The sequence below is a fragment of the Mesorhizobium sp. P2_E10 genome (genome assembly GCF_056404235.1).
Window position 1 is genome coordinate 650,237 of sequence record NZ_JBFUEK010000002.1, and the last position, 13,109, is coordinate 663,345.

At 63.6% G+C, this 13,109-nt stretch carries 15 protein-coding genes; 9 read left to right on the forward strand and 6 right to left on the reverse strand.

Annotated features, from left to right (window positions below):
• Positions 1-70 precede the first annotated feature (70 nt).
• Both argC and speB read right to left on the reverse strand, forming a co-directional pair.
• Positions 71-997, reverse strand: coding sequence for an N-acetyl-gamma-glutamyl-phosphate reductase (argC, locus tag AC1D0N_RS07875; RefSeq protein WP_477242865.1), 927 nt, complete (start codon positions 995-997; stop codon positions 71-73).
• A gap of 30 nt (positions 998-1,027) precedes the next feature.
• Entirely contained in the window at positions 1,028-2,029 is a 1,002-nt protein-coding gene (gene speB / locus AC1D0N_RS07880; protein ID WP_477242866.1) for an agmatinase, read from the reverse strand.
• A gap of 260 nt (positions 2,030-2,289) precedes the next feature.
• Here speB and AC1D0N_RS07885 point away from each other — a divergent pair, with 260 nt between their 5' ends.
• Both AC1D0N_RS07885 and AC1D0N_RS07890 read left to right on the forward strand, forming a co-directional pair.
• Positions 2,290-3,513 (forward strand): acyltransferase family protein, encoded by a 1,224-nt coding sequence (locus tag AC1D0N_RS07885; RefSeq protein WP_477242867.1) that lies wholly within the window; start codon positions 2,290-2,292, stop codon positions 3,511-3,513.
• Between the two features lie 88 nt (positions 3,514-3,601).
• Entirely contained in the window at positions 3,602-4,651 is a 1,050-nt protein-coding gene (locus AC1D0N_RS07890; protein WP_477242868.1) for a glycerophosphodiester phosphodiesterase family protein, read from the forward strand.
• A gap of 182 nt (positions 4,652-4,833) precedes the next feature.
• On the opposite strand, the gene AC1D0N_RS07895 is transcribed toward AC1D0N_RS07890, so the two are convergent.
• On the reverse strand, positions 4,834-5,706 hold the full coding sequence (locus AC1D0N_RS07895; protein ID WP_477242869.1) for an aldo/keto reductase family oxidoreductase: 873 nt from the start codon (positions 5,704-5,706) through the stop codon (positions 4,834-4,836).
• A gap of 94 nt (positions 5,707-5,800) precedes the next feature.
• Here AC1D0N_RS07895 and AC1D0N_RS07900 point away from each other — a divergent pair, with 94 nt between their 5' ends.
• Entirely contained in the window at positions 5,801-6,703 is a 903-nt protein-coding gene (locus AC1D0N_RS07900; protein ID WP_477242870.1) for a LysR family transcriptional regulator, read from the forward strand.
• 273 nt (positions 6,704-6,976) lie between these two features.
• Here the strand turns inward: AC1D0N_RS07900 and rpsI are convergent, their stop codons facing one another.
• The 3 genes from rpsI to AC1D0N_RS07915 all read right to left on the reverse strand — a co-directional run bounded on the left by rpsI (position 6,977) and on the right by AC1D0N_RS07915 (position 8,605).
• Positions 6,977-7,459: a 30S ribosomal protein S9 gene (gene rpsI / locus AC1D0N_RS07905; protein WP_027042360.1), complete on the reverse strand. Its 483-nt coding sequence runs from the start codon at positions 7,457-7,459 to the stop codon at positions 6,977-6,979.
• Between the two features lies 1 nt (position 7,460).
• Positions 7,461-7,925 (reverse strand): 50S ribosomal protein L13, encoded by a 465-nt coding sequence (rplM, locus tag AC1D0N_RS07910; RefSeq protein ID WP_477242871.1) that lies wholly within the window; start codon positions 7,923-7,925, stop codon positions 7,461-7,463.
• 215 nt (positions 7,926-8,140) lie between these two features.
• Positions 8,141-8,605, reverse strand: coding sequence for a PaaI family thioesterase (locus AC1D0N_RS07915; RefSeq protein WP_477242872.1), 465 nt, complete (start codon positions 8,603-8,605; stop codon positions 8,141-8,143).
• A gap of 151 nt (positions 8,606-8,756) precedes the next feature.
• Between AC1D0N_RS07915 and AC1D0N_RS07920 the strand changes: the two genes are divergently transcribed.
• The 6 genes from AC1D0N_RS07920 to AC1D0N_RS07945 all read left to right on the forward strand — a co-directional run bounded on the left by AC1D0N_RS07920 (position 8,757) and on the right by AC1D0N_RS07945 (position 13,106).
• Entirely contained in the window at positions 8,757-9,578 is an 822-nt protein-coding gene (locus tag AC1D0N_RS07920) for an enoyl-CoA hydratase (RefSeq protein ID WP_477242873.1), read from the forward strand.
• A 2-nt stretch (positions 9,579-9,580) separates the two neighbouring features.
• Complete coding sequence (locus tag AC1D0N_RS07925; RefSeq protein ID WP_477242874.1) at positions 9,581-10,003, forward strand: VOC family protein; 423 nt, start codon at positions 9,581-9,583, stop codon at positions 10,001-10,003.
• Positions 10,004-10,012: 9 nt separating this feature from the next.
• The gene (locus tag AC1D0N_RS07930; RefSeq protein WP_477242875.1) at positions 10,013-10,786 is read left to right on the forward strand and encodes an AAA family ATPase; all 774 of its coding nucleotides are present in this window, start codon (positions 10,013-10,015) and stop codon (positions 10,784-10,786) included.
• Positions 10,783-11,304, forward strand: a complete 522-nt coding sequence (locus AC1D0N_RS07935; protein ID WP_477242876.1) for a CoA-binding protein — start codon at positions 10,783-10,785, stop codon at positions 11,302-11,304. The genes AC1D0N_RS07930 and AC1D0N_RS07935 overlap by 4 nt, the downstream gene beginning before the upstream one ends.
• 147 nt (positions 11,305-11,451) lie before the next feature.
• Entirely contained in the window at positions 11,452-12,732 is a 1,281-nt protein-coding gene (locus tag AC1D0N_RS07940; RefSeq protein ID WP_477242877.1) for an O-acetylhomoserine aminocarboxypropyltransferase, read from the forward strand.
• 23 nt (positions 12,733-12,755) lie between these two features.
• Positions 12,756-13,106: a cupin domain-containing protein gene (locus AC1D0N_RS07945; RefSeq protein ID WP_477242878.1), complete on the forward strand. Its 351-nt coding sequence runs from the start codon at positions 12,756-12,758 to the stop codon at positions 13,104-13,106.
• The last annotated feature ends 3 nt before the right edge of the window (positions 13,107-13,109 follow it).

Here is a 13,109-nt window from a genome sequence, read left to right on the forward strand (position 1 = left end):
AGTAGATCATCATGGTGAACAGGCGGTTACCTGCACATCCGGCGCCGACCTGCCAGCGCCGGCGCGTCCATCAAAGGCCGAGCATCAGATCCATGTTCTGCACGGCAGCACCCGAGGCGCCTTTGCCCAGATTGTCGTAGACGGCGAGCAGCAGCGCCTGCGCCCGATCGTCATTGGCGAAGACATAGACCTTCATGCGGTTGGTGCCGTTGTAGATTTCCGGATCGATCTCCGGCATGCGCTCGAGATGCGCATAGGGCGCCACCTCGACCACGCCGCCTTCTATTGCCGCGAAGTGGTCGGCGATCGCCGCATGTAGTTCGGCACCGGTCGGCACATGGTCGAGGCCGCCGAGTTGCAGCGGCACCACCGTGATCATGCCTTGCGCGAAATTGCCGACCGCCGGCTGCATGATCGGATCATGTGAGAGTTTCGCATAGGTCCTCAGCTCCGGCACATGCTTGTGCTGCAGGGTCAGCCCGTAGGGCAGGAACTCCGAGGCATCCTCGCCCTTGGCGACATACTCCTCGATCATCGGCCGGCCGCCGCCCGAATAGCCCGAAATGCCGTTGACGGTGATCGGAAAATCAGGCGGCAGCAGCCCGGCCGTCAGCAGCGGCCGCAGCGTTGCGATCGGCCCTTGCGGCCAGCAGCCGGGATTGGCGACGCGCTTGGCCCCGGCGATCTTTTTCGCCTGACCCTTGTCCATTTCGGCAAAACCGTATTCCCAGCCTTCGGCGACGCGGTGCGCGGTCGACGCATCGATGACCTTGGTGGTGTCGTTGGTGATCAGCGAAACGCTCTCCTTGGCGGCGGCGTCCGGCAGGCACAGGATCGCGACATCGGCGGCATTGAGGAACTCGGCGCGCGCCGCCGTTTCCTTGCGGCGCTCGGTCGGGATCGAGATGATCTCGAGGTCGCCGCGTTCGGCAAGCAGCGCCCTGATCTGCAGACCGGTGGTGCCGTGCTCGCCGTCGATGAAGATTTTCGGTTTCATTGCCTGTCCAATTTCCCTGCTAGTTCAAAGCTATATGCCGCTTGCGTGATTCACTGCAGCATGATTGCCGTTGTTCATCTCTCCAAGCCGGGCCTTTCGCTCGGCCAGCAGGCCGAGATACTGCATGGCCACCATCGAACCGGCAATCGCCGTTATATCGGCATGGTCATAGGCCGGCGCAACCTCGACGACATCGGCGCCGACAATGTCGACCTGACCGAGCTGGCGCAACGTCGACAGGATCTTCGCCGACGACGGTCCGCCGGCGACCGGCGTGCCCGTGCCCGGCGCGAAGGCCGGATCAAGGCAGTCGATGTCGAAGGTGAGATAGGTCTTCCTGCCACCGGTGCGATCGACGATGGCATAGGCGATGTCGGACGCCCGCATCTCTTCGATTTCATGGCCATAGAGGATTTTGATGCCGAACGTATCCGGCGCGTGGGTGCGGATGCCGATCTGGATCGAGCGGTCGGGGTCGATGATGCCTTCATTGACGGCGCGGCCGACAAACGAACCATGGTCGATGCGCTTGCCGTCGTCCGGCCAGGTGTCCTGGTGGGCGTCGAACTGCACCAGCGCCAACGGCCCGTGAATGGCGGCATGCGCCTTGAGCAGCGGCCAGGTGACGAAATGGTCGCCGCCCAGCGTCAGCAGGAAGGCGCCGGATTTCAGAATCTTCGCCGCCTCGCGCTCGATCGTTCCTGGCGTCTTCTGGTGGTTGCCTGAGTCGAGCAGGCAATCGCCATAGTCGACCACCGCGAGCTGTTCGAACAGATCGCGCGAAAACGGATATTGCGGGTCGTTGTCGAGGATGGCCGAAGCACGGCGGATCGCCTGCGGCCCGAAACGAGCGCCCGGCCGGTTGGTGACGGCGGCGTCGAAGGGAATGCCCCACACCACGGCGTCCGCGCCCTTCACGTCCTTCGTGTATTTGCGCCGCATGAACGACAGCGCGCCGGCATAGGTCGGCTCGAAGGCAGCGCCCGTTTTGGAGCGGGCGGTGAAGGCGTGGTCGATGTTCTGGTTGGCCATATAGCGATCTCCTATGCGTCGACGCGGACCTTATTGGACATAATTTTCAGAAATGCGACCCCTTCCGCAGGCGATGGCCGCTGGAACTCGGTCACAAATTCTTGCGTGCCGGGCGAACTGCGGTGCTGGCACGCAAATTGCGGTAACAAGCATGAAGACAGCCGAAAGCAAGCATCCGTCCCGTCGTGGGACGGAATCGGCCGGGGAACGGAACAACTATGGGCGCGCCAGCGTTGCGAACTTCCGCCCGATCGCCGGATGTGGCGCGACCTGCACCAATCAGGTTCGAAGCGCTGGACAGCTGGCGCGGCCTCGCCGCAATCATGGTGGTGCTGTTTCACGCCCAGATCGTCAGCAACATTCGACTGATCGGCATCGTCCGCTCGGGCGAAGCCTTCGTCGACCTGTTCTTTGTCCTGTCGGGCTTCGTCATCGCCCATGCCTACCTCGACAGGCTTTCGACCCCTCGCGACATGGGACGTTTCTTCGTCTTGCGACTGGGTAGGCTTTATCCGCTGCACATCTTCATGCTCGCGCTCTTCCTCCTGTTCGAGATCGCCAAAACCTTCCTGCCGGGACTGGTCAACGCTTCCGATCCCTCATTCTCCGGCACCAACGATCTCTCCTATCTCGCCAGCAACGCGCTGCTGCTCCAGGCTTTTTGGCCTGCGGATTCGCTGAGCTGGAACACGCCGTCATGGAGCATTTCGGCGGAGTATCTGGCCTATGTCCTGTTCGCCGTCGCGGTGCTGACACAGCGCAAACGGGTCGTTTTGTGGCTTGTCCTCGCCATGTTCGCCGCACCACTCGTGCTTTGGCAGGCCTCGGCGCAAGGCATGGCCTCGGCATCGGGGACCGGCTTCCTGCGCGCCATCTACGGCTTTTCCATTGGCGCGCTTTTGTACGTGGTTTCCTTCCGCTCGATGCTGTTGCAGCATGCCGCTCCCGCCAGCCGGGCGGGATCGCTACGCTGGACCGTGATCGAGCTGTCGGTGACGGCGTTGGCCGTCGTGGTCGCCTGGAAGACGCATGCGACCCCGCTGAGCTATGGCTTGCCCTTTGTCTTCGCGCTGCTGGTCTGGGTTTTCGCCAGGGAGAGGGGGATGGTCAGCCGCCTGCTGCGCCTGCGCCCGTTCATTTTCATCGGCACACTGTCCTATTCGATCTACATGATCCACCTGTTCATCCAGTTGCGGCTGCTGAACGTGGCCCGGCTGGTGGACATCATCGCCGGAATGTCCCTCGTCCGGCAGGTCGGCCGCACCGACCGCTATGGCGACGGCATCGATCTCGGTAGCCTGTTTGCCGGCGATCTGCTGATTGTCGCCATGGTGGCGGTCACCATCGCGGCCAGCTACGTGACCTATCGGCTGATCGAGCAACCGGGCCAGCGCCTCTTCCGGCGCCTCGCCGGCCGCCTGTTTGGGCCGGTCGGCCATCCACACGATGTCGACAAACGGCTGCTCCAGCCGGCGTTGACCTAACTTCCACATCTTCCGAAGCCGGCTTCGTTCACCGAGATGTCACGGGCATCGCCTATCCCCGGTTCGATCCGGCAAGGAACGATTCTCGATGCGGACCATTTGGCTGAGCCTTCTGCTTTCAACCGCACTGGCGGTCTCCGTCGGCCAGGCCGTGGCCGGCGAAACCCGGGCCAGGCAGATCCTCGACCGCTTCGAACACGCCAACCAATGGCGCGACCATGTGTTGGTGGCCGCCCACCGCGCCGGCGGTATGCAGGCCGGCAAGACGCTCTACCCGGAAAACTCGATCGCCGCCGTCGAAGCGTCGATCGCCATGGGCGCCGAAATCGTCGAGGTCGACATCAGGCGCTCGAAGGACGGCCAGCTCGTCGTCATGCATGACAGCTGGCTCGACCGCACCACGACCTGCAAGGGCGAGGTGGTCGAGCGCACGCTGGCCGAACTCAAGACGTGCCGGCTGGTGATTGAAGGCACCGGCGTCGCCACCAACGAGACGGTTTCGACGCTGCGCGAGATGCTGATGGCGACCAGGGACCGGATCCTCATCAACCTCGACAACAAGCTCGCCGTCGGAGACCTCCAGGACATGATCGCGGTCGCCCGCGACCTCGGCATGGCCGAGCAGGTGATCGTCAAGGAAAACCTCTGGAACCAGGAGCGGATCGCCACGGTGAAAGCGGCGATGGATGCGATCGGCGGCGGCTTCCAGTTCATGCCGATCATCGCCGACGATGCTGTTCACGATGCCGGCTTCGCCGAAACTGTCGCCCACGCCTTTCCGGTGCATGCCATCGAGCTGATCAACTGGCGCGCCGGCGCGGAGACGCTGACCCAAACCGGCGGGCCGCTGTTCAGCCCGCACATGCGCGCGGAGGCCGCGAGGGGCGACTGGCACATCTGGGCCGACACCTACGCCATCGTCAACAAGCCGGGCGGCTTCCTGGCCGGCGGCCGCGGCGACGAGCTGGCGGTGCTCGCCAGCCTGCCGCGCGAAACCTGGGGGTTCTGGGTCGAGCGCGGCGCCACCATCATCCAGACCGACGAGCCGAAGGCGGCGATCGGATGGCTGGCAGCCAACGGCTTTCGCGTGCCTTATGCCACCGAAGCGGAGCCGGCGCACACGGCAAGCATCAACTGAGGCTCGCCGCTGGAACTGCAATCTCCCCCCTCGAGGGGGAGATGGCCGGCAGGCCAGAGGGGGTCACCGCGCACAGAGCGCCAACCTCCATCTGCCGCAGGCAGCAGCGCCCGGTCGTACCGACCCCCTCTGTCGCCTTTGGCGACATCTCCCCCGCAAGGGGGGAGATTGGTCCCGCGCCCTTACGCCGCCATCGCCACGCCTTCAAGTTCGCTCAGCGCGTCCTTCGACAGCTCAAGATCGCCCGCGGCGAGGTTTTCCCTGAGATGCGCGACCGACGAGGTGCCGGGGATCAAAAGAATATTGGGAGCGCGACGCAGCAGCCACGCCAGCGCGACTTGCATGGGCGTGGCGCCGAGGCGCCTGGCCACAGCCGACAAGGTGGACGACTGCAACGGATTGAAGCCACCCAATGGAAAGAACGGCACATAGGCGATGCCGTCGCGGGCAAGGTCGTCGATCAGGGCGTCGTCGTCCCGATGCGCCAGATTGTACTGGTTCTGCACGCAGACGATCTCGGCGATCCCGCGTCCTTCCGCGATCTGCGCAGGGGTGACGTTGCTCAGCCCGATATGCCTGACCAGGCCCCGCCGCTGCAGCTCGGCCAGGGCGGTGAGCGGCGCTTCGATCGACCCTTCGGCGGGGCCACGCGTGTCGAACATGACGCGAAGGTTGACCACGTCGATCGCCTCGAGGCCGAGATTGCTGAGATTGTCGTGCACCGCCTGGGTCAGCGCTTCCGGCGAGAAGGCCGGCAGCCATGCGCCATCCGCGCCACGGCGGGCGCCGATCTTGGTGACGATGACGAGGCCGTCGGGGTAGGGCGCCAGCGCCTCGCGGATCAGCAGGTTGGTGACATGCGGACCGTAGAAGTCGCTGGTGTCGATATGGTTGACGCCGCGCGAAACCGCCTCGCGCAGCACCGCCAATGCGGCGTCGCGGTCCTTGGGCGGGCCGAACACGCCGGGTCCGGCGAGCTGCATGGCGCCGTAGCCGAGCCGCTTTACGGTGTGGCTGCCGAGGGTGAACGTGCCGGACTGGTCTATGTTGGCCATGATCTTTCTCCTTGAATGACCAGGCAGAAATAGGCGCTGTCCGCTGTCCTGATAACCCTGTATAATCTGCACGGGCTGTACAGGATTGCGAACAGTGAATGTCGAACTGAGTGATCTCAACGCCTTCCTGGCGGTGGCGCGCGCTGGCGGCTTTCGCGAAGCCGCGCGCGCCAGCGGCGGCAGCGCCTCGGGTCTGAGCGAGGCGGTCCGCCGCCTGGAAACACGGCTCGGTGTCCGGCTGCTCAATCGCACGACGCGCAGCGTCGCCTTGACCGACGCGGGTGCCGGGTTGCTGGGGCGGCTCGGCCCAGCTTTGAACGAAGTCCAGGCGGCACTTGACGTGGTCAATGGCTTCCGCGACCGGCCGACGGGCACGCTGCGCCTCAACGTGCCGGTCAGCGCGGCGCGGCTGGTATTGCCCGGCATCGTTCCGAGGTTTCTCCTTGCCTACCCCGGCATCCAGCTGGAGGTGGTCAACGAGGAGAGTTTCGTCGATGTGCTGGCGGCTGGTTGCGACGCCGGCATCCGCTACGACGAGCGGTTGGAACAAGACATGATTGCCGTGCCGATAGGACCACGCGTCCAGCGCTTCACCGCCTCCGCTTCGCCGGCCTACCTTGATCGCCATGGTCGGCCTCAACACCCCAGCGAATTGCTCGGCCATGCCTGTTTGCGCGGCCGTTTCCCCAGCGGGGCGATGCCGTCGTGGGAATTCGAGCGTGACGGCGAGGTGGTGCTGGTCGATCCTACGGGTCCGCTGATCGTTGGGATCGGCGGCGGCATCGATCTCGTCGTCGATGCGGCGATCGCCGGCCTGGGCATTCTATGGCTTTTCGAAGACTGGCTGCGCCCGCATTTCGAGAGTGGTGCGCTCGAACCTGTGCTCGAGCCATGGTGGCAGAGTTTCTCCGGGCCGTTCCTCTACTACCCTGGCCGGCGCCTCGTGCCCGCGCCGCTCAGGGCGTTCATCGACTTCATCAAGGCCGGCGAGCCCTGAGATCTGTCGCCGGGCATGTACTGCGCCGGCGCCGTCACCCCACCCGGCGCTGCGCGCCGACCTCCCCATCAAGGGGAGGTGGGGCGCTAGGTTCTGGACCGCCCACCGCGAACCCCGATCATTCCGACATTGCGCTGGCACGGCGAAAACACGCGACCTTCTACCTCCCCTTGATGGGGAGGTCGCGCCGAAGGCGCGGGTGGGGTGACTGCCGAAACCCAAACAAAAAGGCCGCCCGGAGGCGGCCTTTGGAGATTGGCAGTTTCGAGGCGCTTAGCGCTTCGAGAACTGGAAGCTGCGGCGGGCCTTCGCCTTGCCGTACTTCTTGCGCTCGACGACGCGGCTGTCGCGGGTCAGGAAGCCGCCCTTCTTGAGCACGGCGCGCAGCGCCGGCTCGTAGTAGGTCAGCGCCTTGGAGATGCCGTGACGAACCGCACCCGCCTGGCCGGAGAGGCCGCCGCCGACAACAGTGGCGACGATGTCGTACTGGCCGGCGCGGTTGGAGGCGATGATCGGCTGGTTGAGGATCATCTGCAGGACAGGGCGCGCGAAATAGGTCGCGAATTCCTTGTCGTTGACGACGATCTTGCCCGAACCTGGCTTCACCCAAACACGGGCGATGGCGTTCTTGCGCTTGCCAGTGGCATAGGCGCGGCCCGACTTGTCGAGCTTCTGGACATGGACGGGTGCTGCCGGCTGGGTGTTGGTGTTGCCGGTGGCGGCGCCCAATTCTGCGAGCGAGGAAAGCTCAGCCATCTTATGCAACCTTCTTGTTCTTGGCGTTCAGCGCGCCGACGTCGAGGGTGACGGGCTGCTGGGCGACATGCGGATGTTCCGTGCCTGCATAGACGCGGAGGTTCTTCATCTGGCGACGGCCGAGCGGGCCACGCGGGATCATGCGTTCGACGGCCTTTTCGACGACACGCTCGGGGAAACGGCCCTCGAGCAGCTGGCGCGCAGTACGCTCCTTGATGCCGCCGGGGTGACCGGTGTGCCAGTAATAGACCTTGTCGGTGAATTTCTTGCCGGTGAACACCACCTTGTCGGCATTGATGACGATGACATTGTCACCATCGTCGACATGCGGGGTGAAGGTGGGCTTGTGCTTGCCGCGAAGATGATTGGCGATGACAGTGGCGAGACGACCAACGACGAGACCCTCGGCGTCGATCAACACCCACTTCTTCACCACATCCGCAGGCTTCTGCGAAAAGGTTGTCATGGATTTCTGCTTTCGGTTCGGACCTTCCGGAGAAGGCGTTTCTTGTTGCTTGGATTGGCGCCAAGCTGCTTGCTCGTCGCCAATAACAAAACGGCGGCCTTTGCGAGCCGCTGCTTCGTGAGGGCTTATAGGCGAGGGTGGTGTGTGCGTCAAGGCGAGAGAAAAGCCTTGTGGCAGGTAAAGTGAAGCAAAAACAATGTCTTGGGTAAAAGGTATTATTTTACCACATCGACAATGCGCTTCGGCGGGATCGAATAGGTTCCCGTGGCGTGCGCCACCGTCTGTCCTTCCGGCCCGGCGACGATGTCGATGTCGAACACCATCAGGTTCTTGCCGAGCTTCAGGATACGGCAATGGCCGTCGATCGGCCCGGCCTCGGCCTTGCGGACGAAATTGATGTTGAGATTGGTGGTCACCGAAAGCGCGTCCGGCCCGGCATGCGAGAGCACGCAGACATAGCCGCCGATGTCGGCCAGCGTGAACAGGGAAGGGCCTGACACGGTGCCGCCGGGGCGCAAATGCCGCTCGTCGGCATTGAGCCGCACGGTGCAGCCACCGGGAAACACCTCAAGCGCCTGATAGAAGGCGAACTGGTCGTTGAGCTGCGGATAGACAGTTGCCATCAGCGCGTTGACCTGCGCCGCGTTCAGCACCGGCTTGAGATTGCTTTGGGCGGGCATGTCTGTCTCCGTTTGAGCCATGCCTGTATGAACGCAGCGCGGCATTTCTGGCAACACCCCTGTCTGTCACCGCGCAAGGTGTTGGACGAAGCGAGGCGGCATACTAGATTAGTCGGATCCAACCTGATCCAGAATCGCGGAGAAGCGACCCATGGCCGAAATCGTCGCCATCAAGCCGGCTGTCGCCGAAGGCCCTGTCGTCACCAGGCTGGACAAGGGCGTGCTGCGCCTGACGCTCGCCAATCCGCCGGCGAATGCCTTGTCTTTGGCGGTGATGGCGGCGCTGACGGCGGAACTCGAGCTGGCCAAGGCCGACAAATCCGTGCGCGTCATCATTCTGTCGGCGGCCGGAAAAGTGTTCTGTGCCGGCCACGACCTCAAGGAAATGACCGCGCGCCGCGCTGACGCGGACAAGGGCAAGGCGTTCTTCGAGACGACGTTTGCCGCCTGCGCGGCCCTGATGCAGGCGATCGTGCGCCATCCCTTGCCGGTGATTGCCGAGGTCGATGGCCTGGCCACCGCCGCCGGGCTGCAATTGGTCGCCAGCTGCGATCTGGCGATCGCCTCGCATGAAGCGACCTTCTGCACGCCGGGCGTCAATATCGGCCTGTTCTGCTCGACGCCGATGGTGGCGCTGTCGCGCAACGTCTCGCGCAAGCACGCCATGGAGATGCTGCTGACCGGCGAGACGATCGATGCCGCAACGGCCAAGGAATTCGGCCTGGTCAACCGCGTCGTGCCGCGCGAATACCTGAATCAGATTGTCACCAAATACGCGCAAACCATTGCTTCCAAATCATCTTTGGTGGTCAAGACCGGCAAGGAGGCGTTCTACGCGCAGGCCGAAATGGGGCTGGCCGACGCCTATGCCTATACCGGCCGCGTGATGGTCGAGAACATGCTGGCGCGGGATGCCGAGGAAGGCATCGGCGCCTTCATCGGCAAGCGCAAGCCGGAATGGCCTGAGGAATAGAGGTGGAACCGCGCATCTCCATCATCACCGTCGCCACCGACGATCTCGGCCGCGCCGTGCGCTTCTACGAGGCGATGGGGCTGAAGCGTCACGCCGGCATCACCGATGGCGTTGCCTTCTTCCAGATGGGCGGCGCCATTCTCGGCTTGTTTCCGCGCCAAAGCGCCGAGGAGGATTCCGGCATCGCCTTCGGCAGCGCACCGTCGGCGGTCTACCTCGCCTACAACACCCGATCCGACGCCGAAGTCGATGAGGTGCTGGCGGCGGCCGAGAAGGCCGGCGGCAAAATCGTCAAGCCGGCCGGTCGTGCCTTCTGGGGCGGCTGGTATGGCTACTTCGCCGATGCGGACGGACATGTCTGGGAAGTGGCGCATAATCCGGCTTTTCCGATCGCGGAAGACGGATCGATTTCGCTGCCGGATTGACGCTCGCCAGTGGCCTATCGCAAGCAGCTGACCCGATTGAAGGCGCCCTACCTCAAGCGCATCCTGATTGACCCGGCGCGCGTCGAGGATTGGGAAATATACCCCTGGAACCTGCCGCTCTTCCGCGGCCGTGAATTCGAACTGGAATTCACCACGCCGATCACCATCATCGTCGGCGAGAACGGCACCGGCAAATCGACGCTGCTCGAGGCAATCGGCGCACTGGCCGGCTATGACGAGGCAGGCGGCGGCAAGGGCTACATGCCCGTCGACCACTCCGGCGCCATCGACAAGAGCGGTGCGGCGCTTGCCGACACGTTGCGCGGCCACTGGCTGCCGAAGGTCACTGCGGGCTGGTTCTTCCGCGCCGAATCTTACGCGGTAGCCCGCTATCTCGACCAGGCGGCGCTGAGTTCAGGCGGGACGCCACCGGATTTCCTGTCCTGGTCGCATGGCGAGGGTTTTATCCGCTTCTTCGAGGAGCGCTGCCGCAGGCAAGGCATCTACATCCTCGACGAGCCGGAAAGCGCGCTGTCTCCGTCGAGACAAATCGAACTGCTGAAGATGCTGCGGCGCATGGACCAGTCAGGCACGGCGCAGGTGATCATGGCGACGCATTCGCCGCTGCTGATGGCCTGTCCCGGCGCGCGGCTGTTCCGCATCAGCCGCTTCGGGCTCGATCCGACTGATTTCAGCGACACCGATCATTTTCGCATGATGCGCGACTTCTGCACGGACCCGCAGTCCTTTATGGAGGAAGCGCTGAGGGAGACCGACGAGTGAATCACGACGCCTACGACAACGCCTATATCGGCGGTATTCTAAATTCGGTGAAAACCATTGCCATGGTCGGCGCGTCGGCCAACGACGTGCGGCCGAGCTTTTTCGTGCTGAAATACCTGTTGGGCAAGGGGTTCTCGGTGTTTCCGATCAACCCCGGCCAGGCCGGCAAGGAAATCCTCGGCCGCATGACCTATGCCAGGCTTGCCGATGTTCCCGAGCCGATCGACATGGTCGACGTTTTTCGTGCCGCGGCCGCCGCACCGAGAATTGTCGACGAGGTTTTTCGGCTCGATCCGCTGCCGAAAGTCATCTGGATGCAGCTTGGCGTGCGCAATGACGAGGCGGCGGCGCGTGCCGAGGCCGCCGGCATCAAGGTGGTGATGAACCGTTGCCCCAAGATCGAATACGGTAAGCTCTCCGGCGAGATCGGCTGGACCGGCGTCAATTCCGGCGTGCTGTCGTCGAAGAAGCCGCTGATGCGCGCGGGTTTCCAGAGCTTCGGAGTGCGCCAGAAGTAGGCGCAAATTTATTCCGGGAAGAAGTGGATTTCCTCGCGCGTTCACCGAAGATCGTCCGCCGAAAGGTATTTTCTTCTTTGCATTCACACCCGGGCTTCGCCAACAATGCCCGGCGATTTCAGACGTTTTCAGAAAGGGAGGTTTTCGATGACCCGCACGCCCGGTTTCAACACGCTCGCCGTCCATGCCGGCGCCAAGCCGGATCCGGCGACCGGCGCGCGGGCCACGCCGATCTACCAGACGACCTCCTTCGTCTTCGACGATGCCGACCATGCCGCCTCGCTGTTCGGGCTGAAAGCGTTCGGCAACATCTACACCCGTATCATGAACCCGACGCAGGCGGTGCTGGAAGAGCGTATCGCCGCCCTTGAAGGCGGCACGGCGGCACTTGCCGTCGCCTCGGGCCACGCCGCGCAGGTTCTGGTGTTCCACAATCTGATGCAGCCCGGCGACAATTTCGTTGCTGCGACAAGGCTTTACGGCGGCTCGATCAACCAGTTCGGCCACGCCTTCAAGAATTTCGGCTGGGAAGTGCGCTGGGCCGACACCAACGACGTCTCCACCTTCGAAAGCCAGATTGACGACAAGACCAAGGCGATCTTCATCGAGAGCCTGGCCAATCCGGGCGGCGTCTTCGTCGACATCGAGAAGATCGGCGACATCGCCCGCAAGCACGGCCTGCCGCTGATCGTCGACAACACGCTGGCCTCGCCCTATCTGGTGCGGCCGATCGAGCATGGCGCCGACATCGTCGTCCATTCGCTGACCAAGTTCATTGGCGGTCACGGCAATTCGATCGGTGGCGCCATTGTCGACGGCGGCACCTTCGACTGGTCGAAGTCGGGCAAATATCCGATGCTGTCGGAGCCGCGTCCCGAATATGGTGGCATCGTCCTGCACGAGACCTTCGGCAATTTCGCTTTCGCCATTGCCGCGCGCGTGCTCGGCCTGCGCGACATCGGTCCGGCGATTTCGCCTTTCAATGCCTTCCTCATCCTCACCGGCCTGGAGACCTTGCCGCTGCGTATGCAGCGTCACTGCGACAATGCGGTCACCGTCGCCGGCTGGCTGTCCAATCATCCCAAGGTTGCCTGGGTGAACTATCCCGGCCTGCCCAGCGACAAGAACAACGCGCTGCAGAAGAAATACTCGCCGCTTGGCGCGGGTGCGGTGTTCACCTTCGGCTTGAAGGGCGGCTATGCCGCCGGCATCAAGTTCGTCGAGGCCCTGGAATTGTTCTCGCACCTCGCCAATGTCGGCGACACCAAGTCGCTGGTCATCCATCCGGCCTCGACCACACACCGCCAGCTTTCCGACGAGCAGAAGGTCAAGGCGGGCGCTGGGCCGGACACGGTCCGGCTTTCGGTCGGCATCGAGGACGTCAACGACATCGTCGCCGATCTGGAACAGGCCCTCGCCAAGGTCTGACCCCGGGCAAACAAGGAGCGCCCATGACCGCGCCAAAATTTCTCACCATCGGCGTCGATACCGTCGCGCCGGAACCTGGCGCGCCGGCGCCGGATCGTCTGATTGCGGGCGATCCGAAATTCCGCACCTGGAACGTCGAGGAACGGGATGGCGGGCTCTATGCCGGCATCTGGGAAGCGACGCCGGGCAAATGGCGCATCGAATATGACGAGTGGGAGTTCTGCCATATCCTGTCAGGCGTCTCGGTGATATCGGAGACGGGCGGCGTGACGCGCACCGTCAGGGCCGGCAACAGCTTTGTGCTCAGGCCCGGCTTCAGCGGTAGCTGGGAAGTGCTTGAAACGACCCGCAAGGAGTATGTGATCAAGCTTTAGACC

Excerpts from the sequence above, each read along its gene's own strand:
- argC (WP_477242865.1), bottom strand. The coding sequence starts at position 997 with ATGAAACCGAAAATCTTCATCGACGGCGAGCACGGCACCACCGGTCTG.
- speB (WP_477242866.1), bottom strand. The coding sequence starts at position 2,029 with ATGGCCAACCAGAACATCGACCACGCCTTCACCGCCCGCTCCAAAACG.
- AC1D0N_RS07890 (WP_477242868.1), top strand. The coding sequence starts at position 3,602 with ATGCGGACCATTTGGCTGAGCCTTCTGCTTTCAACCGCACTGGCGGTC.
- AC1D0N_RS07895 (WP_477242869.1), bottom strand. The coding sequence starts at position 5,706 with ATGGCCAACATAGACCAGTCCGGCACGTTCACCCTCGGCAGCCACACC.
- rpsI (WP_027042360.1), bottom strand. The coding sequence starts at position 7,459 with ATGGCTGAGCTTTCCTCGCTCGCAGAATTGGGCGCCGCCACCGGCAAC.
- rplM (WP_477242871.1), bottom strand. The coding sequence starts at position 7,925 with ATGACAACCTTTTCGCAGAAGCCTGCGGATGTGGTGAAGAAGTGGGTG.
- AC1D0N_RS07915 (WP_477242872.1), bottom strand. The coding sequence starts at position 8,605 with ATGCCCGCCCAAAGCAATCTCAAGCCGGTGCTGAACGCGGCGCAGGTC.
- AC1D0N_RS07920 (WP_477242873.1), top strand. The coding sequence starts at position 8,757 with ATGGCCGAAATCGTCGCCATCAAGCCGGCTGTCGCCGAAGGCCCTGTC.
- AC1D0N_RS07940 (WP_477242877.1), top strand. The coding sequence starts at position 11,452 with ATGACCCGCACGCCCGGTTTCAACACGCTCGCCGTCCATGCCGGCGCC.
- AC1D0N_RS07945 (WP_477242878.1), top strand. The coding sequence starts at position 12,756 with ATGACCGCGCCAAAATTTCTCACCATCGGCGTCGATACCGTCGCGCCG.